An 18,876-nucleotide genomic window follows, 5' to 3' on the forward strand; every position below is an offset into this window, starting at 1 on the left:
TGTCGCATGAATGGCCTCACTTGCGCAGGTTGTTCACGAGGCCGAGCATTTCGTCCGCCGCCTGCACCACTTTGACGCTCGCCTCATAAGCGCGCTGCGCGAGCATCAGGTTGACCATTTCATCCACCATCTTCACGTTGGAGGCTTCGAGGAAGCCTTGCGCCAGCGAGCCGGCTCCGTCTTCGCCGGGTCGTGCGGAGATCGCATCCCCCGTTCCGTCTCCTGCGCGATAGAGGTTGTCGCCAAGGCTGATGAGGAGGCCCGGGTTGGCAAAGCGCACCACTTCGATCTGGCCCAATTCGACTGGGTTGACCTGGTTCGGCACGGTGACGAGCACGCGGCCGTCGGCGCCGATGACGAGGGACTTGGCGTTGTCCGGCAAGGCAATCGACGGCTTGAGCGGGTAGCCTGCTTGCGTCACTAGCGCTCCGTCTTTCACCCTCAAGGTTCCGCCGCGCGTGACCGCGCTCGAACCATCGGGCATCGACACTTCGAGAAAGCCCTCGCCCCGGATGGCCAGGTCCAGTGGCGAATCCGTCTTCTTCAATTCGCCCGCCTCGAAGACCTTGCTCATGGCGGCGATGCCCACGCCGGCGCCGAGCCGCTGCGCGGAGGCCGGGGTGCCGTTACGAGATTCCTCCATGCCTGCAAGCGCCACACGGTTGCCTTCGCGCACCATCAGGTCGGAAAAGCCGACACGGCCCTTCTTGAACGCGACGGTGTTGGCGTTCGCGAGGTTGTTGGCAATCGTTTCCACGTTCTGCTGCTGGGCTAGCATGCCGGTGGCGCCGATGGAAAGTGCGTCGAACATGAGTGCCTTTCGTCTTTGCGTCGGGGTCAGGAGGTTTCGCCGAGCTTGCGGATGGCGATGCCCAGCATCTCGTCGTAGCCCAGGACCATCTTCTGCATGCCCTCGAAGTGGCGCATGGCCCGGATCAGGCTGGCCATCTCCTGCGTGGAGCTCGCGTTGGAGTTCTCAAGGTAGCCCTGGCGCAGTTGCACCTCTTCGTCCGACAGGGGTTTCATGCCGCTGCCGGCGGCGTGCAGCCCGTCACCGAGCCGGTCCATGGCCGACGCCGTGTCGAACTCGACGACTTTCAGCTGTGCGAGCGGCTGCGTGCCGGCCGCGGCGTTCGCCGCAGACACCGTGCCGTTGGTGGCAATGACCGGATTCGCGATGTTCAGCTGGATCTCTCCCGACGTTCCCATCACCGCGTGCCCCTGCGCGGTGACCAGGCGGCCACGCGCGTCGAGCCGGAAATTTCCCTGGCGCGTGTAGGCCAAGCCTGTGTCCGTCATCACCTCGAAATAGCCATTGCCCATGAGTGCAACGTCCAGGGGCTGTCCGGTGGCCTTGAGCGTTCCCGCCCGTTGGTCGCTCGGATGCTGCATCGGCGCGGCAGCCGCGTGCGTTTCAGCGACCTCCGCCGCATTCGTGAGGTGGGCGGCGAAGCTCGCGCCCAACGGCGCCTGCAGCGCGACCGACCGCTTGTAGCCTGGCGTCAGCACGTTCGCGAGATTGGTCGCGACCTGGTCGAGCCGGGCCATGTCGCCCTGCATGCTCTGCAGCCCGATGGCAAGCACTTCATTCATGACAGATTCCCCTCGGCTTCATACGGCTACCACGGCGTAGGACTTCAGTTCGATGTTTTGCGGAATCTCGGTGAGCGACAGCACGCGCAGGTGCGGAACCGTGCGTTCGCAGAGGGACCGGATGTGCCGGCGCAGGTCAGGCGCGCACAGCAGCACGGGCAGCAGGTTGTTCTTCATCATCTGCTCGGCCTGTTGCACCATGCGCGCCATGAATTGCTCGGCCAGCTTGGGCTCCAGCGCGTACGGTTGCGAGACGGCCTGCGCCGCCTGCAGGCCCTGCATCAGGCGGCTCTCGACCAACGGGTCCAGCGTCAAAACCTGCAAGGACGCAGATTCGCCGACCAGGCCCTGGCAGATCGCGGCTCCGAGCCGCTGGCGAACATATTCGGTGAGCAGGCCGGCGTCCTTGGTGGCGCGGCCGGCGTCGGCCAGCGTTTCGAGGATCGCCTCGATGTGGCGGATTGAGACCTTCTCGCGCAGCAGGTTCTGCAGGATTTTCTGCACGTCGCTGACCGACAGCACCGTGGGGATCAATTCCTCGACCAGGCCCGGGTGGCTTTGGCGGACGCGGGCGAGCAAGCGGTCGGTTTCTGCGCGCGTCAGCAGCGTTGCCGACTCCCGGCGCAGCACCTCGGTGAGATGCGTCATCATCACCGTCGACCCGTCGACCAATGTGAACTTCGCGGCCAAGGCGGCACTGCGCTGTTCTTCCTCGATCCACAGCGCGGGCAGGCCGTAGGTCGGGTCGCGCGTCACTTCGCCGGGCATGGACCGGACGTCACCGCTCGGGTGGATCGCCAGCCACTGCGCGCTGCGCGCTTCGCCCCTGGCGACCGGCACCCCGTCGATGTTGATCTCGTAGCGATCCGCGCCGAGCTTGCCGGAATCCTTGAAGCGGACGCGCGGCAGCACCAGGCCGAGCTCGAAGGCATGCTGCTTTCGGAACTGCTTGATCCGCTCCATGAACAGGCCTTCGGGCTGGCTCGCGAGCGAGACCCAGTTGCGCCCCACGTGCACCTCGACCGGCTCCACGGCGAGCGTGGCATAGGTGTCGTCGGCACCGGGGTTGTCCGCGCCGTCCCTCTCCTGGACTTCGGCGGCACCCTCATCTCGGCGGCGCGGCAAGCGATACGCCACCGTGGCAACCAGAACCACGGCCGCCAACAGCATCAGCGTGGGCAGGACCGGGATGCCGGGCAGCAGAAGCAGGCCGCACAGTGCGCCGCCCACCAGCAGCAGCGTCTTCGGGAACGAGGTGATCTGGCGCAGCACCTCCTGGCTCAGGTTGCTGTCCGATGCCGAGCGCGTGACGATGATCCCCGTGCCGACAGCGATCACCAGCGCCGGCACCTGCGTGACGATCCCGTCGCCGATGGTGAGCAAGGTGTAGGTCTGCAGCGCCTGCCCCCATGGCATGTGGTGCTGCATCACGCCGATCAGCAAGCCGCCGACGATGTTGATCAGGAGGATGACGATGCCGGCGATGGCGTCGCCCTTGACGAATTTGCTAGCGCCATCCATCGCCCCGTAGAACGCGGCTTCCTTCTCGATGTTCTTCCGGCGGCGTTGGGCTTCAGCCTGGTCGATGAAGCCCATGTTCAGGTCGGCATCGATGCTCATCTGCTGGCCGGGCATGCTGTCCAGCGTGAAGCGCGCGGCGACTTCCGAGACGCGCTGGGCGCCGTTCGTCACCACCACATACTGGACCACGATGAGAATGAGGAAGACGATCAGGCCGATTACGTAGTTTCCGCCCACGACATACGAACCGATGGCGGAGATGACCTTGCCTGCATCCGCGTCCGACAGGATCAGGCGTGTGGCGGCGACGTTGAGCGACAGGCGGAACAGCGTGGCGATCAGCAGCAGCGAGGGAAAGGTCGAGAACTCCACCGGCCGCGCCATGTAGAACGTCAGCAGCAGGATCAGGAAGGCAAAGCTGAAGTTCGTGAGGATCAGGAAATCCAGCAGCGCGCTCGGAATCGGCGCGAAGAGGACGATCAGCACGCCCAATACCAGCAGTACCAGAGCGATGTCGCTGTGCTTGCCGAAGAACCCCTGCAGCGCTTTCATGCAGCGGCCCCCGGCAGGTTTGCATCGCGCGCCTTTTTCATCGCGAAGACCCACACCAGAATCCGGGCGACCTGGGCATAGAGCGATGGCGGCACGTGCTGTTCCACGTCGACCGTGCGGTACAGCTCGCGCGCCAGCGGTGGGTTCTGCACCACGGGGATGCGATGGCGTGCCGCGATTTCACGCATCGCCGCCGCGAGGGAGCCCGCGCCTTTGGCCACCAGTTGGGGCGACTGCATCTCTCCGTGCACATAGCGCAGCGCGACCGCGTAGTGCGTGGGGTTGGTGAGCACCACGTCCGCACTGGCGGTCTTGCGCGCTGCCATGCTGCGGGCCAGCGCTTCCCGGCGCAACTCGCGCAGGCGGGCGCGGATGCGCGGGTCGCCCTCGCGATTCTTGTGCTCGTCCTTGAGCTCGCGCCTGCTCATTCGCATCTTCTTGGCGAACTCGCGGCGCGTGTAGCCCCAATCCACCGCGGCGATCAGGCAAAGCATGAGCGCGATCTTCAGGCCCGTTGCCGCGATGTCGTCGACCAGCGTGCGCGCGAGTCGCGCGGGTGCCATGGCAGCCAGGTGGAAAAACTGCGGGACCAGCGCCTTGAGCGCGTAGTAAACCACCAGGCCCAGAAGGAGCAGCTTGACGACAGCGCGCGCCGCATCGAACAGCGTGCGCATAGACAGAAGCTTCTTGAAGCCGTTTGCGGGATTGACCCGCCCGAAATCGGGCTTGATGGGGTCCGCCGACAGGATGGGTCCGGTCTGCGTCACGTTTCCGACGATGGCGGCTGCCATGATTGCGGCAAGGAAGGGCGCGAGCATGAGGCCGCTGTCGCGCACCATGTTGCCAACGAGTTTCCACAAGGTCGAGGGGTTGATCTCGATCCGCGCGGCCTGAGTGAGAAGCGCCTGGTCGTAGCCGAACTGCGAAACGAGCCCATCCCAGCCCTGCCAATAGAAGCAGCCGACCGCGACGGTAAAGACCAGCGCTGACACCACTTCCGGGCTCTTGGCAACCTGGCCCTTGTCCCTGGCCTTTTGGAGCTTGTAAGGGGTGGCCGCCTCGTTGCGGTCGAGATCCTGCTCGGCCATCAGCGTGTCCCTGCCGCGGGGGCCGTTGCGAAAATCCCGTCCCAGGTGCGGTAGATCGAGCCGTAGACGCGGTTCAGCGAATCGCCGATCCCCCCGAGCCACAGCGACAGCGCTGCCAGGCCCACGATGATCTTCACCGGCACGCCGACGGCGAACATGTTCATCTGCGGAAGATTGCGCGCGACGACACCCAAGGCGAGTTCGACCATCAGCAAGCACACGACGACGGGCGCGGCCAACGCCAACCCGAGCCCGAAGAGGCCTCCGACCTGCTTCAATACCCAAGGCGCCGCCGCGTCGACCGGCCACGCGCGCCCGAGCGGAAAGCGCTCCAGGCTGAACGCAATCCCGCGCAGCAGCGCATGGTGACCGTTGACGAGGAAGAACACGATCACGCCGAGCTTGTCGAACCCGGCTTGCAACACCGGAACCTGTCGGCGCGTGGCGGGATCGAACACCTGTGCCATACCGAAGCCGATCTGCACATCGACAAGGCGCCCCGCCATCGAGACCGAGGCAAAGGCGATGATCACGCCGAGCGCCAAGGTCGCGCCCAGGCCAAGTTCAGTCAAGGCAGCCGTGACCAATTGCCCGCTGCTGACAGCGATGGGGTCCGGCAACTGCGCCGGTGCGATGCCCAGCGCCAGCCCCACGGACAGACCCACCACCAGCAGCACGCGCGCCGTCGCCGGCACGCTGAAGACCTGCAGGATCGGCGTGAACAAGAACACGGCCGAGATCCGCAGGGACAGCAGGAACACCGCCAGCACGAACGCCTGGTAAGGCGCGGCGGCAGATTGGACAGCGTCGACGACGAGTAGCACGGCTGCCTCGGACTCAGAACATCGAGGGAATCTGGGTCCAGAGCCGGGTGGTGAACTGCGACAGCGTGCGCAGCATCCAGGGCCCGAAGAGGACGAGTGCCACGCCCGCGGTGAGCAGTTTGGGCACGAAGGTGAGGGACATCTCCTGCACCTGGGTGACGACCTGCAGCACGCTGATTGCCAGGCCCACGACCATGACCAACCCCAGCACGGGCAAGCACACCAGCAAGCCCGTCCAAAACAAGTCCGCCATCATGGAGATGGCCAGATCGGAATGCATCCTGTCCTCCCTCTTCCCGGCTGGAATCCAGCCCATCCTTACCGTTGCAACACGTAACCGTCTTTCTTTGTGTCGCGAATTCTAGGTATAAACCTAGACAAGAGAGCACCTAAGAACTAGGTAGTATCCCTAGTTTTTAATCGTTTAGGCTAAATGGTATTCGCGTGCGCAGGATGTATTGGCGCCAAGCGGTTGGCTCTGGGCCCGCTACCGTTTTTGCAGCGCATGAACGTGGCGCATCCTGGCGCCAAGCGCTCGACCGGACGGTCGACGGGGGTGGGCGTGAGATGGATTATTCGGCCGGGCTAGCGGGTGCGGCCGACGATTCTTGTGACTTTTGCAGCCGCGCGCGACGGCGCACGCGTCAGCGCGGTGTGAACCTTCGGCGCACCAATGCCTGCATCGCCTGCGCGTCACCCATTGCGCCCGACAGGATCGCCTGCGCGAACTGCGCCGCGGCATCCTGTGGATCGAGTTGCCGCGCCCGCGCGATGTGCTGCTCCGCCTCGGCGCGACGCCCCTGCATCGCGCAAACGACCGCCAAGCCGCCCTGCGCTTCGCTGGCCTCCGCATCGGCGGCCGCCGCCCGGGCGAACGCGCTTTCCGCGTCTTGCAGGTGGCCTGCCATGAGCGCGGCCCAGCCCAGGGCCTGCAAGGTGTCCGCATGCTCCGGCATGACCGCCAGCGCGCGTTCGAGCTGTTGCCTGGCTCCAGCGCCATCGCCCAGTAGCAATCTGGCCATTCCCAGGCCGGCCCAGGCGCGGCCGGTGTCCGCGCGCGCGGCCAGCGCTTCGTTGAAAAGTCCCTGCGCGGCCGGCACATCCTGCCGCGACAAGGCGACGGCGCCCGCTGCGACCAGGGCTTCCAGCGGCCGCGCACCCTGGGACAACGCGGCGGCGCTGAACTGCGCAGCCTGGCCCAGGCGGTTTTCGTCCAGGCAGACCAGGCTGGCGACGGCGAGGAACTCGGCATCGGCGCCGCAATGGGCGAAGTGAAGTTCGATCGATCGCAGCGAGGCTTCGGTGTGGCCCAGATGGTGGAGCGCACGGATGTAGGTCGTCACTGCCCGGACCGGCGCATCGGCAGCGGCAACGAAGGGTTCCAGCACGACCCGGGCCTGCTCATGGTCGCCCTGGCGGGCCCGCGCCAGGGCCAGGTTGTGGGCGACGTTGGCGTCGGCGGTCCGCTGCAGCAAAGCGGAGAAGACCTGCGCCGCCTCGTCGAGGCGCCCTTCGGCGATCAGCACGTTGCCATGGCGATTGCGCATGAACGGATCGTCGGGCACGGCCTTCAGCGCCGCGTCGGCGTAGCGGCGCGCCTTGTCGAGGGCGCCCGATGCCAGCGCCATGTCGATGGCCTTCGCCAGCAGCAGCGGGTTATCCGGGTCTGCGGCCAAAAAGCGTTCGGTGCGTTCGAGGTCGGTGAGGGCAGGTCCGGACATGGTGATGGTTCCGCAAGCTGGGCGGATGGTATGCGATCCGGACTTCAGTCCCGCGCAGGCCGCCGGGCCCACGCCGTCATCGCGGCGCGTCCCACCACCCCCCGCCCAGCGCCTGCAGCAGCGCCGCGGAGTCGGCGTGGCGGTCGGCCATCGCCTGCGTGCGCTCCAACTGCGCGGCGTGCAGCCGGCGTTGCGCGTCGAGCGCCGCATAGGTGCTGATGCCGCCTGCCTCCAGCCGGGCGGCGGCGATGTCCGACACGCGGCGCGCTTGCTCCGCTGCTTCGCTGCGCTCGCGCAGCTTGACCTCGTCCGCCTCCAGCGCGCGCAGCACGTCGGCCACTTCCTGGAAGCCCTTGAGCACCGATTCCTGGTAGGCCGCGCCGGCCTGCTCGTAGGCGGCGACGGCGGCGCGGCGCCTGGCCTGCAGTTCGCCGCCGCGGAACAAGGGCTGCGCCAGCGATGCCCCCAGCAGGTAGAAGCCGGTGCCGCCGCCGAACAGGTCGGCCGCGTGCGAAGTGAGCGAGCCGGCCGTGGCCGACAGCGTGATCTGCGGGTACAGGTGGGCGGTCGCCACCCCCACGCGCGCGCCGGCCTGCTGCAGCAGGGCCTCGGCCGCGCGAATGTCGGGACGGCGGCGCGCCAGCTCGGAAGGCAGGGCCAGCGGCAGCGGCGCCGGCAGCTTCAGCTCGGCCAGCCGCAGTTCCGGCAGTTGCGCGGTGCCCGGCGCTTCGCCCACATAGACGCCCAAGCGATGGCGCGCCTGCTCGCGCTGGCGGCGCAGTTCGGGCAGGCCCGCGCGCGCCTGCGCGAGGTCGCGCCGCTGCGCCGCGAGGTCGGCGCGCGACGCGGTGCCGATGGCTTCCAGCCTCTCGACGATGGCCACCTGGCGCGCGTGCAGGGCGATCATGTCCTCGGTGGAGGCGATCTGCTCGCGCAGCGCGGCTTCCCGGACCGCGGTGGTGACCACGTTGCCGGCCAGCGCCAGGCGCGCCGCCTCGAGTTCGTAGCGCTCCTGGTCCACCTCGGCCTGCAGCGCCGCCAGCTCCTGGCGGGTGGCGCCGAAGAAGTCGAAGGTGTATGACACCCCGACCGAGGCGAGATACAGGTTGAACGGGAAGGCGACGGGCAGCCCCTGCACGCCGAGCGCCTGCGGTTGCAGGTCGAGCCGGTTGGCGGCGAGGCGGGCGTCGACCTGCGGATACTGCGTGGCGCCGGTGCGGGCGTTCAGTTCCTCCTGCGCCTGCGACAAGCGCGCACGCGCACGCGCCAGCGTCGGGCTCGCCTCCAGCGCCCGGCGCACCAGCGCATCCAGGGCGGGCGAGCCGAACAGCTGCCACCACGCGGCCGGGATGTCGGCGCCTGGGGCCAGCTGCGGCACTTCGACGGGTGCCGCGGTGTATTGGCCCGGCGACGCGACCTGCGGCGGCTGCACGGGATCGACCGCGCAAGCCGTCAGCGCGAGGGCCGCCAGGCCGATGATCGCGGGCTTCATAAGGGCCTGTTAGCGCTATGGGAGGGCTCGCGCCGGTGGCTGGCAGGCTGCAGGGCTAGGCGCGGCCGAGGCCGTGTGCTCGCGCACACAACGAGGCCGCAACGACGCCATGCGGCCTGCCAGCCACCGGCCCGAAGGGTGACCCAGGAAACGGGCGCCCTCGGCGTTGCAAATGCTCGCCGGGGCGCCACCCCGGCTGCGCTTTGCGCCTTGATGGCGCCCGTTTCCTGGGTCACGCGAGTCCTCCCATAGCGCTAACAGGCCCTAGTCCAGCGTCCGGCGGTAGAAGACCACCGCAAAAGTCATCACCACCAGGGTGAACACCATCATCGGCCAGATGTCGGGCCACAGGTCCACCCAGCCGTTGCCCTTGAGCAGGATGCCGCGCACCAGGCGCATGAAGTGGGTGGCCGGCAGCACTTCGCCGAGCGCCTGCGCCCATCCCGGCATGCCGCGGAACGGGAACATGAAACCGGACAGCAGGATGGTGGGCAGGAAGTAGAAGAAGGTCAGCTGCATGGCCTGCAGCTGGCTGCGCGCCAGCGACGACAGCGTGATACCGACGGTGAGGTTGGCCGCGATGAACAGCAGCGCGACGATGTACAGCACGAAGACGCTGCCGACGAAGGGCACGCCAAACAGCCACAGCGCCGCCAGCAAGATGATGGTGGACTGCACCAGCCCGATGAAGACATAGGGCACGATCTTGCCGGTCATCACCTCCAGTGGCTGCGCCGGCGTGGCCAGCAGGTTCTCCATGGTGCCGCGTTCGCGTTCGCGCGTCATGGCCAGCCCGGTCATCATCACCATGGTCATGGTGAGGATCACGCCCATCAGGCCGGGCACGATGTTGAGCTGGGTGAGGCCTTCGGGGTTGTACAGCCGATGTACGCGCACCTCGAATGGCGGCTCGCGCACCGCCAGCCGGGCCAGCGGGCCCTGCATGTCCTTCTTCGCCACCGAGGTGGCCAGCTCGCGCACCGAGGCCAGCGCCGCGCCCGCCGCTGCCGGATCGGTGGCGTCGGCTTCGATCAGCAGGGCCGGCCGCTCGCCGCGCAGCAGCGCGCGGGTGAAGCCGGCGGGAATTTGCACGACGAACTGCACTTCGCCGCGGGCCAGCGCGGCGCGCGCCTCCGCCTCGTTCGCCACCTCTTTCACGATCTTGAAATAGCTGCTGGTGCGCATGGCCGCCACCCAGCTGCGCGTGAACTCGCTGTGGTCGGCCGCCACCACGGCGGTGGGCAGGTGGCGCGGGTCGCTGTTGATGGCGTAGCCGAACAGCACCAGCTGGATGATGGGGATGCCCACCACCATGCCGAAGGTCAGGCGGTCGCGCCGCAGCTGCAGGAACTCCTTGCGCACGATGGCCCACCAGCGGCTGAGTGAAAAGCGCTTCATCGGGCCGGCGCGAAGTTGTCGGAAGAGCGCTTCATCAGGTGGATGAACACGTCTTCCAGGCCGGTCTCGGTGGGCGCCATGCGCCAGGGCGTGCCCTCGGTGACACGGCGCAAGGTCGCTTCGAGGGCCGCCGCATCGCGGCCGGTCACGTGCAGCGATGCGCCGAAGGCGGCGATCTGCTCCACCCCGGATTCGCCCTCCAGCTTGCGGCCCAATGCGGGGAGGTCCTCGCCGGTCACCGCCCAGGTGCTAAGGCCCTGCTGCGCGACGATCTCGGCCGCCGTGCCCTGCGCCATCAGGCGGCCGTAGGCGATGTAGGCCAGCCGGTGGCAGCGCTCGGCTTCGTCCATGTAGTGGGTGCTGACCAGCACCGAGATGCCGCGCGCTGCCAGCGCGTGCAGTTCCTCCCAGAACTCGCGCCGCGCCTTAGGGTCCACACCGGCGGTCGGCTCGTCCAACAGCAGCAGCTCGGGTTCGTGCAGCATGCAAGCTGCCAGCGCCAGCCGCTGCTTCCAGCCGCCCGACAGCGTGCCGGCGAGCTGGTCGGCGCGCCCGGCCAGGTCGAGGCCCTCGATCGCCCGCTCCACTGCCTCACCGCGGGCAGGCGTCTCGTACATGCGCGCGATGAAGTCCAGGTTCTCGCGGATCGACAGGTCATCCCAGAACGAGAAGCGCTGCGTCATGTAGCCCACGCGGCGCTTGATCTCGCGGCTTTCGGTGCGGATGTCCCAGCCCAGGCAGGTGCCGGCACCGGAGTCGGGCGTGAGCAGGCCGCACATCAGGCGGATAGCGGTGGTCTTGCCGCTGCCGTTGGGGCCGAGGAAGCCAAGGATTTCGCCGCGCCGCGCCTGCAGGGCCAGGTCGACCACCACATGCTTGTTGCCGAAGCGCTTGTTCAGCCCGTGGACGTCGATTGCGTACTCGGCGGGCTGTGCGTTCACTGAAGAACCTCCGCCCTGCGGGCTGCGGTGCTATGAGCCTTCGGAGCGGCCGGGCGGCTCATGGCAGCGTCACGCTCACCGGCAGGCCCGGGTGCAGGCGCTGCGCCTGGCCGGGCGCCGGCCGGGCCTCGATCATGAACACCAGCTTGGCGCGCGTTTCATTGCTGTAGATCACCGGTGGCGTGTACTCGGCCTCACTCGCGATGAAGCTCACCTCGCCCTGCAAGCCGGACTCGCAGCCATCGCAATGCAGCGCCACCTTGCGCCCGGGCCGCAGGCCACCGACGACGGGCTCCGGCACGAAGAAGCGGATCTTCACGTTCTGCGGCGGCAACAGGCGCACCACGGGGCTGCCGGCCGGAACCCATTCGCCTTCACGGTACAGGGTGTCGGCCACGAGCGCGGCCTGCGCGGCCGACACCTGCTTCTGGTCGAAACGCCATTGGGCCTGGCTCGCCACCGCGCGGGCCGCCTCCAGTTGCGCCATCTGGGCGCGGATCAGGTGCTCGCGGGCAGGCAGACGCGCCACGGACAGCTGCCCCGCCAGTTCCTTCACGCGCGCTGCCTTGACCGAATGGTCCGCGCGCGAATCGTCGAGCTGGGCCCGCGCGATGCCGCCGGCGGCCAGCTGCGCCTCGTCGCGCCGCACCTGCTGCGCCGCCTGCTCTTCCGCTGCACGTGCCTGCGCCAGCTGCGCCTGCGCGACGTCAACCTCGGGGGTTCGCCTTCCCAGCCGCAGGTCGGCGAGCTGGGCTTGGGCCGCCTTTACCTGCTCGTCGGCCTGCTGCCTGGCAGTGGACTCTTCCTGCGCCTCCAGCGCGAAGACCCGGGCACCGACGCCGACCGACTGGCCCCGCTGCACGAAGAGATGCTCCAGGCGGCCACCCAGGGGCGATGCGAGATGCACGTATTCGCCCTCGACGTAGCCCTGGTAGGCCGGTGCGGAATCCCTCGAGCAGCCGGCCAGCACCGCCGCCATGGCGACGACAAGTGAAACCGCGATCAGCTTCCGGTGCATGGGCTGGATTCTGGGTTGTGGACCGCGCCTGGTCGCGGCTCAGGCATTCTATGCACGCACCCGACCCGGTCTCTACAGGGTCAGTTTATGTAACACGCAAAACTACTTAAGGTCTTACCCCCTACCGCGCCGCAACATGCGTAAATAGCATTCGCCAACTTTGCTGCCGGGCGTGCGTCGCCCTAAGGGACCAGGAGGCCGACTTGCCAGGTGAGATCATTCTTGAGACGAAAGGGTTGACCAAGGAGTTCAAGGGCTTCGTTGCGGTCAACAACGTCGACCTGAAAGTTCGCCGGGGCGACATCCACGCGCTGATCGGCCCGAACGGCGCCGGCAAGACGACCTACTTCAACCTGCTCACGAAGTTCCTGCCCCCGACGCGCGGGACCATCACCTATCAGGGTCAGGACATCACTAACGAGAAGCCGGCGCAGACCGCGCGCCGCGGCATCATCCGTTCGTTCCAGATCTCGGCGGTGTTCCCGCACATGACGGTGCTGGAGAACGTGCGCGCCGCGCTGCAGCGCAGCCTTGGCACTTCCTTCCATTTCTGGCGGCCCGAGCGCTCGCTCTTTCCGCTACATGAACGCGCCGAAGAACTGCTGGCCTCGGTGGGCCTCCAGGACTTCGCCGACGAGCTGACAGTCAACCTCCCCTACGGGCGCAAGCGCGCGCTGGAACTCGCCACCACGATGGCCCTCGAGCCGGAGCTGATGCTGCTCGACGAGCCGACGCAGGGCATGGGCCACGAGGACGTGCACCGCGTGACCGAACTCATCAAGAAGGTGTCGGCTGGCCGGACCATCCTCATGGTCGAGCACAACATGAACGTGGTGTCCTCCATCGCCGACCGCATCACCGTGCTTCAGCGCGGAGCGGTGATCGCCGATGGCCCGTATGCCGAGGTGTCCAAGAACCCGCAGGTGATCGAGGCCTACATGGGGTCGACCAACAGCGAACTGCAGGGAGCTCACTAGATGGCCGCGAATGAACTCTTGCGGATCGACGGCCTGAACGCCTGGTACGGCGAATCGCACATCCTGCATGGCGTGGATCTCACTGTGCATGAGGGTGAAGTGGTGTGCCTGCTGGGCCGCAACGGCGCGGGCCGCACCACCACCATGCGCGCCATCGTCGGCCTGACCGGCAGGCGCACGGGCTCGATCCGGATCAACGGCCAGGAATCGATCAAGCTGCCGCCTCACAAGGTGGCCAAGCTCGGCGTGGGCTACTGCCCGGAGGAGCGCGGCATCTTCGCCAGCCTGTCGGCCGAGGAGAACCTGCTGCTGCCTCCGGAAATCGGTCCCGGCGGGATGAGCGTGGCCGAGATCTACGACATGTTCCCCAACCTCAAGGAGCGCGCGGGCAGCCCCGGCACCCGGCTGTCGGGCGGCGAACAGCAGATGCTGGCCGTGGCGCGCATCCTGCGCACCGGCGCGCGCCTGCTCCTGCTGGACGAGATCTCCGAAGGCCTGGCGCCGGTCATCGTCCAACGACTGGCCGAGATGATCCGCACGATCAAGGCAAAAGGCTACACGGTGGTGCTGGTCGAGCAGAACTTCCGTTTTGCCGCGCCGCTCGCGGACCGCTTCTACATCATGGAGCATGGCAAGATCGTCAAGCAGTTCGCGCAGAGCGAACTGGCCGGCAACATGGCCATGCTGCAGGAATTCCTGGGTGTCTAGCCCGCCAATCGCCACCCCCAAGTTTTATCAAGGAGAGACTCGCATGAAACTGAAGAATGTCTTCGCCGCAGGCGCCCTCGCCGCCGCGGGCCTGTTCGGCGCGGCCACGCCCGCCGTGGCCCAGATTTCGGGTGACGTGATCCGCATCGGCATCATCACGGACATGTCCAGCGTCTACGCCGACATCGACGGCCAGGGCGGCGTCGAGGCCATCAGGATGGCGATCGCCGACATGGGCGGCACGATCAACGGCAAGAAGGTCGAGGTCATCTCGGCCGATCACCAGAACAAGGCCGACGTCGCCGCCACCAAGGCGCGCGAGTGGTTCGACACCCAGGGCCTGGACGTGCTGATCGGCGGCACCAACTCGGGCGCCAACCTGGCCATGGCCAAGGTCGCCGCCGAAAAGAAGAAGCCCTTCCTCGTGGTCGGCGCCGCCTCCTCGGCCCTGACCAATGACCAGTGCACCCCCTACACGCTTCACTGGGCCTACGACACGACCGCGCTGGCCAAGGGCACGGGCGCGGCGGTGGTCAAGCAGGGCGGCAAGAGCTGGTACTTCCTCACCGCCGACTACGCTTTCGGCGCGCAGTTGCAGACCGACACCAGCAAGGTGGTCGAAGCCAACGGCGGCAAGGTGGTGGGTTCGGTCAAGGTGCCGCTGAACGCGAGCGACTTCTCGTCCTTCCTGCTGCAGGCGCAAGGCTCCAAGGCGCAGATCCTGGGCCTGGCCAACGCGGGCGGCGACACGATCAACTCGATCAAGGCCGCCAATGAGTTCGGCATCACCAAGACGATGAAGCTCGCCGGCCTGCTGGTGTTCATCAACGACATCCACTCGCTGGGCCTGAAGACCACGCAGGGCATGTACCTCACCGACAGCTGGTACTGGAACCAGAATGCCGAAACGCGCGCCTGGTCGCGCAAGTTCTTCGACAAGATGAAGCGCATGCCCTCCTCGCTGCAGGCCGGCGACTACTCGGCCGCCACGCAGTACCTGGCTGCCGTGAAGGCCACAGGCAGCGATGACACCGAGAAGGTGCTGGCGCACCTGAAGAAGGCGAAGTTCAACGACATCTTCATGAAGGACGGCTGGGTGCGTGGCGACGGCCGCGTGATCCACGACATGTACCTGATGCAGGTCAAGGAGCCTGGCAAGTCGACCGAACCCTGGGACTACTACGAGGTCAAGCAGGTGTTCAAGGGCGAAGAAGCCTGGACCACCAAGGCCGAAACCAAGTGCGCCCTCTGGAAGTAAACGCATGAACGCCGGCCCCGTCGCGGGGCCGGCCCCCTGACCACGAGTCCCCGATGACCGAAATCTTTGGAATCCCGATCCAGGCCTTCCTCGGCCAGCTGATGCTGGGGCTGGTGAACGGCGCCTTCTACGCCATGCTCAGCCTCGGGCTGGCCGTGATCTTCGGTCTGCTGGACATCGTCAACTTCGCGCACGGCGCGCTGTACATGGTCGGCGCCTTCGCGGCTTGGATCATGCTGGACAAGTGGGGCGTGAACTACTGGTTCGCGCTCATCCTGGCGCCGCTCGTTGTCGGCGCCCTGGGCGTCGTGATCGAACGCACCATGCTCAAGCGGTTGTACGGCCTCGACCCGCTGTACGGCCTGCTGCTCACCTTCGGCCTCTCGCTGATCCTGGAAGGGATCTTCCGCGACCAGTACGGCGTGTCGGGCCAGTCCTATTCGGTGCCGGAGGCACTCACCGGCGCCACCAACCTCGGCTTCATGGTGCTGCCCAACTACCGCGCGTGGGTGGTGCTGGCCTCCATCGTCGTGTGCCTGGGCACCTGGTTCCTGATCGAGCGCACCCGCCTCGGCGCCTACCTGCGCGCCGGCACCGAAAACGCGAAGCTGGTGCAGGCCTTCGGCGTCAACGTGCCGATGCTGGTGATGCTGACCTACGGCGCCGGCGCTGCCTTGGCCGCGCTGGCAGGCGTGCTGGCCGCGCCGGTGTACCAGGTCGCGCCGCAGATGGGTTCCAACCTGATCATCATCGTGTTCGCGGTCGTCGTGATCGGCGGCATGGGCTCGATCATCGGCTCGGTCATCACCGGCCTGGGTCTGGGCATCATCGAAGGTTTGACCAAGGTCTTCTACCCCGAGGCCTCCAACATCGTCGTGTTCGTGATCATGGCGATCGTCCTGATGGTGCGGCCCGCGGGCCTGTTCGGCAAGGAAGCTTGAAATGAATTCGACCGTGGCCGCCGACGCCAAAGCCGTTGTGAAGGAAACCGCCGCGCCCGTGCGTCATGCCGGCATGAGCAAGACGGTTCGCTACACCTACCTGGGCCTGCTCGCCCTGCTCCTGCTCGCACCGCTGGTGGGCCTGTACCCGGTGTTCGTGATGAAGGTGCTTTGCTTCGCGCTGTTCGCCTGCGCTTTCAACCTGCTGCTCGGCTTCACCGGCCTGCTGTCGTTCGGCCACGCAGCCTTCTTCGGCATGGCGGCCTACGCCTGCGGCTGGGTGGTCAAGGCGCATGGTTGGACGCCCGAGCTGGGCTTGGTCGCCGGCACCTTGATCGGCGCCGTGCTCGGCCTTGTGGTCGGCCTGATCGCCATCCGCCGCCAGGGCATCTATTTCGCGATGATCACATTGGCGCTGTCGCAGATGGTCTTCTTCTTCTGCCTGCAGGCGCCCTTCACCGGCGGTGAAGACGGCCTGCAAGGTGTGCCGCGCAGCCGCCTGTTCGGCCTGCTCCCGCTCGATACGGACACCACCATGTACTACGTGGTGCTCGCCATCTTCGTGGCCTGCTTCCTCGGCATCATGCGCATCGTCAACTCGCCCTTCGGCCAGGTGCTCAAGATGATCCGCGAGAACGAGGCTCGCACCACCTCGCTCGGCTATGACGTCGACAAGTACAAGCTGCTCGCTTTCGTGCTGTCGGCCGCTCTGGCGGGCCTGGCCGGGTCGCTCAAGGCGCTGGTGATGGGCTTCGCGACGCTGACCGACGTGCAGTGGCAGATGTCCGGCGAGGTGATCCTGATGAGCCTGCTGGGCGGCGTGGGCACCTTCTTCGGCCCCGTGCTTGGTGCCGGCATCGTCATCGCCCTGCAGGACTACCTGGCCGACAGGGTCGGCGCCTGGGTCAACGTCATCATCGGCCTAATCTTCGTGGTCTGCGTGCTGGCCTTCCGCAAGGGCCTGGTGGGCGAGCTCCACGCCTTCATGGAGCGCCGCCGCACCGTGTCATCCAGGTGATTGGGAAAGCCGCGATAAGCGGCTAACCTTGCCGTTTTGGCGAGGACCCCATGAACGATCTGTTTTCCCTGAAAGGGCGCACTGCGCTGGTCACTGGCGGCTCGCGCGGCATCGGCCGCATGATCGCGGCCGGTTTCCTGGCGCAAGGCGCCAAGGTCTACATTTCTTCCCGCAAGGCCGATGCCTGCGAACAGACGGCACGTGAGCTGTCGGCCGCCGGCACCTGCATCGCGCTGCCGGCCGACGTCTCCACGGTGGAGGGTGCCAAGGGCCTGGCCGCCGCCTACGCGGCCACGGAAAAATCGCTGGACATCCTGGTGAACAACGCCGGCGCCGCCTGGGGCGAGGACTTCGATACCTTTCCCGAGAAGGGCTGGGACAAGGTGGTGGACCTCAACCTGAAGTCGCCCTTCTTCCTCACGCAGGCGCTGCACGGCGTGCTGAAAGAAGGCGCGAAGGCGCAGCCCGCCAAGGTCATCAACATCGCCTCGATCGACGGCGTGTCGGTCAATCCGCAGGAGACCTATTCCTACGCGGCGAGCAAGGCGGGCCTGATCCACCTGATCAAGCGGATGTCGCTGCGGCTCGTCAAGGACAACATCGTGGTCAGCGGCATCGCGCCCGGCGCCTTCGCCTCCGAGATGAACCGGGCAGCGCGCGACCACGGCGACGAGATCGCCAAGCGCATTCCCGCCGGCCGCATCGGCACCGACGAGGACATGGCGGGCGTGGCGATCTACCTGGCCTCGCGCGCGGGCGACTACGTGGTGGGTGAGACGATCGTGGTGGACGGGGGCGTCACGCTGGCGCGGGGCTGATGGCGTGTGTCCCTCCCCCGCTGGGGGAGGGCTGGGGTGGGGGCGCTCCCAGTTAATCCAAGCGCCCCCATCCCGACCTTCCCCCGGAGGGGAAGGAGAAAGGCACGGCGTCAGCCGCCCCAGGTCCAGTTTTGCGGGCCGCGGCTGGCGATTTTTACGGCACCGACGCGATTGCCGAGCTGGGCGCAGCGCGCCAGGTCCCAGCCCTGCTCCAGGCCGTACAGCAGTGCTCCGCGCCAGGCATCGCCGCAGCCCGTGGGGTCCACCACCTGGGCTGCCTTCACGCCGGGGACCCGCATCTTTTCCCCGTCGATCCAGATCTCGCAGCCCTCGGCACCCAGGGTGACGATGTAGCCGGACAGGCGGCGGGAGATCTCCGCGCTGTCCCAGCCGGTGCGCTCCGACAGCATCTTGCCTTCGTAGTCGTTCACCGTGGCCCAGGTCGCGGCCTCGATGAAGCCGGCGAGCTCACGCCCGTCGAACATCGGAAGCCCCTGCCCCGGGTCGAACACGAAAGGGATGCCCGCGTCCTTGAACTGCTGGGCGTGCTGCAGCATGGCGTCGCGGCCGTCGGGCGAGATCATGCCCAGCTTGATGTCGCTGCGCGGCGCGATCTTCGTGATGTGCGCCTGCATCATCGCGCCGGGATGGAAGGCGGTGATCTGGTTGTTGTCGCGGTCGGTCATGATCATCGCCTGCGCGGTGTAGGTGTCACCCACCTCGCGGACGAATTCGGTGGCGATCCCCATGGACTGCAGTCGCGCGACATAGTCGCGGCCGTCGCTGCCCACGGTGGCCATGGGCAGCGGCGTGCCGCCCAGCAGCTTCAGGCTGTAGGCGATGTTGCCGGCGCAGCCGCCGAAATCGCGGCGCAGCTGCGGCACCAGGAAGGACACGTTCAGGATGTGGAGCTGGTCGGGCAGGATCTGCTCGGCGAAGCGTCCCGGGAAGTCCATGATGGTGTCGAAGGCGAGCGATCCGCAGATCAGGGCGGGCATTTCGTTGTCT

Annotated in this window: 18 protein-coding genes; 6 read left to right on the plus strand and 12 right to left on the minus strand. The window is 67.0% G+C overall.

The window, feature by feature from the left end; translation table 11 throughout:
• Nucleotides 1–16: 16 nt before the first annotated feature.
• The 11 genes from flgG to UC35_RS04055 all read right to left on the minus strand — a co-directional run bounded on the left by flgG (nucleotide 17) and on the right by UC35_RS04055 (nucleotide 12,148).
• Nucleotides 17–811 (minus strand): flagellar basal-body rod protein FlgG, encoded by a 795-nt coding sequence (gene flgG, locus UC35_RS04005; RefSeq protein ID WP_061496407.1) that lies wholly within the window; start codon nucleotides 809–811, stop codon nucleotides 17–19.
• A gap of 26 nt (nucleotides 812–837) precedes the next feature.
• Nucleotides 838–1,593, minus strand: a complete 756-nt coding sequence (locus tag UC35_RS04010; RefSeq protein ID WP_061496408.1) for a flagellar hook-basal body protein — start codon at nucleotides 1,591–1,593, stop codon at nucleotides 838–840.
• Between the two features lie 18 nt (nucleotides 1,594–1,611).
• The gene (gene flhA, locus UC35_RS04015) at nucleotides 1,612–3,666 is read right to left on the minus strand and encodes a flagellar biosynthesis protein FlhA (protein WP_061496410.1); all 2,055 of its coding nucleotides are present in this window, start codon (nucleotides 3,664–3,666) and stop codon (nucleotides 1,612–1,614) included.
• Nucleotides 3,663–4,754 carry a flagellar biosynthesis protein FlhB gene (gene flhB, locus UC35_RS04020; RefSeq protein ID WP_061496412.1) on the minus strand — a complete coding sequence of 364 codons (1,092 nt, stop codon included), beginning with the start codon at nucleotides 4,752–4,754 and terminating at the stop codon, nucleotides 3,663–3,665. The genes flhA and flhB overlap by 4 nt, the downstream gene beginning before the upstream one ends.
• Complete coding sequence (gene fliR / locus UC35_RS04025) at nucleotides 4,754–5,578, minus strand: flagellar biosynthetic protein FliR (protein ID WP_082792622.1); 825 nt, start codon at nucleotides 5,576–5,578, stop codon at nucleotides 4,754–4,756. The genes flhB and fliR overlap by 1 nt, the downstream gene beginning before the upstream one ends.
• A gap of 13 nt (nucleotides 5,579–5,591) precedes the next feature.
• A complete protein-coding gene (locus UC35_RS04030) occupies nucleotides 5,592–5,858 on the minus strand; it encodes a flagellar biosynthetic protein FliQ (RefSeq protein ID WP_061496414.1) in 267 nt (88 codons plus the stop codon).
• 364 nt (nucleotides 5,859–6,222) lie between these two features.
• Nucleotides 6,223–7,371: a tetratricopeptide repeat protein gene (locus tag UC35_RS04035; protein ID WP_145979325.1), complete on the minus strand. Its 1,149-nt coding sequence runs from the start codon at nucleotides 7,369–7,371 to the stop codon at nucleotides 6,223–6,225.
• 4 nt (nucleotides 7,372–7,375) lie between these two features.
• On the minus strand, nucleotides 7,376–8,791 hold the full coding sequence (locus UC35_RS04040) for an efflux transporter outer membrane subunit (RefSeq protein ID WP_061496422.1): 1,416 nt from the start codon (nucleotides 8,789–8,791) through the stop codon (nucleotides 7,376–7,378).
• Nucleotides 8,792–9,055: 264 nt separating this feature from the next.
• Complete coding sequence (locus tag UC35_RS04045) at nucleotides 9,056–10,189, minus strand: ABC transporter permease (RefSeq protein ID WP_061496424.1); 1,134 nt, start codon at nucleotides 10,187–10,189, stop codon at nucleotides 9,056–9,058.
• Entirely contained in the window at nucleotides 10,186–11,130 is a 945-nt protein-coding gene (locus tag UC35_RS04050) for an ABC transporter ATP-binding protein (protein WP_061496426.1), read from the minus strand. The genes UC35_RS04045 and UC35_RS04050 overlap by 4 nt, the downstream gene beginning before the upstream one ends.
• 58 nt (nucleotides 11,131–11,188) lie before the next feature.
• A complete protein-coding gene (locus UC35_RS04055; protein ID WP_061496428.1) occupies nucleotides 11,189–12,148 on the minus strand; it encodes an HlyD family secretion protein in 960 nt (319 codons plus the stop codon).
• 203 nt (nucleotides 12,149–12,351) lie between these two features.
• On the opposite strand from UC35_RS04055, the gene UC35_RS04060 reads away from it, so the two are divergent.
• The 6 genes from UC35_RS04060 to UC35_RS04085 all read left to right on the plus strand — a co-directional run bounded on the left by UC35_RS04060 (nucleotide 12,352) and on the right by UC35_RS04085 (nucleotide 17,868).
• Nucleotides 12,352–13,125 carry an ABC transporter ATP-binding protein gene (locus tag UC35_RS04060; RefSeq protein WP_061496431.1) on the plus strand — a complete coding sequence of 258 codons (774 nt, stop codon included), beginning with the start codon at nucleotides 12,352–12,354 and terminating at the stop codon, nucleotides 13,123–13,125.
• Nucleotides 13,126–13,833, plus strand: coding sequence for an ABC transporter ATP-binding protein (locus UC35_RS04065; RefSeq protein ID WP_061496433.1), 708 nt, complete (start codon nucleotides 13,126–13,128; stop codon nucleotides 13,831–13,833).
• Between the two features lie 43 nt (nucleotides 13,834–13,876).
• Nucleotides 13,877–15,091: an ABC transporter substrate-binding protein gene (locus UC35_RS04070; RefSeq protein WP_061496435.1), complete on the plus strand. Its 1,215-nt coding sequence runs from the start codon at nucleotides 13,877–13,879 to the stop codon at nucleotides 15,089–15,091.
• Nucleotides 15,092–15,144: 53 nt separating this feature from the next.
• Nucleotides 15,145–16,032, plus strand: a complete 888-nt coding sequence (locus UC35_RS04075; protein ID WP_061496437.1) for a branched-chain amino acid ABC transporter permease — start codon at nucleotides 15,145–15,147, stop codon at nucleotides 16,030–16,032.
• Between the two features lie 73 nt (nucleotides 16,033–16,105).
• Complete coding sequence (locus UC35_RS04080; RefSeq protein WP_061503669.1) at nucleotides 16,106–17,050, plus strand: branched-chain amino acid ABC transporter permease; 945 nt, start codon at nucleotides 16,106–16,108, stop codon at nucleotides 17,048–17,050.
• A gap of 50 nt (nucleotides 17,051–17,100) precedes the next feature.
• Nucleotides 17,101–17,868: an SDR family oxidoreductase gene (locus tag UC35_RS04085; RefSeq protein WP_061496440.1), complete on the plus strand. Its 768-nt coding sequence runs from the start codon at nucleotides 17,101–17,103 to the stop codon at nucleotides 17,866–17,868.
• A 110-nt stretch (nucleotides 17,869–17,978) separates the two neighbouring features.
• On the opposite strand, the gene UC35_RS04090 is transcribed toward UC35_RS04085, so the two are convergent.
• Entirely contained in the window at nucleotides 17,979–18,866 is an 888-nt protein-coding gene (locus tag UC35_RS04090) for a carbohydrate kinase family protein (protein WP_061496442.1), read from the minus strand.
• Nucleotides 18,867–18,876 lie beyond the last annotated feature (10 nt).

Origin of the sequence: Ramlibacter tataouinensis (genome assembly GCF_001580455.1) — a bacterium.
In the GTDB taxonomy this organism is placed as follows: domain Bacteria; phylum Pseudomonadota; class Gammaproteobacteria; order Burkholderiales; family Burkholderiaceae_C; genus Ramlibacter; species Ramlibacter tataouinensis_B.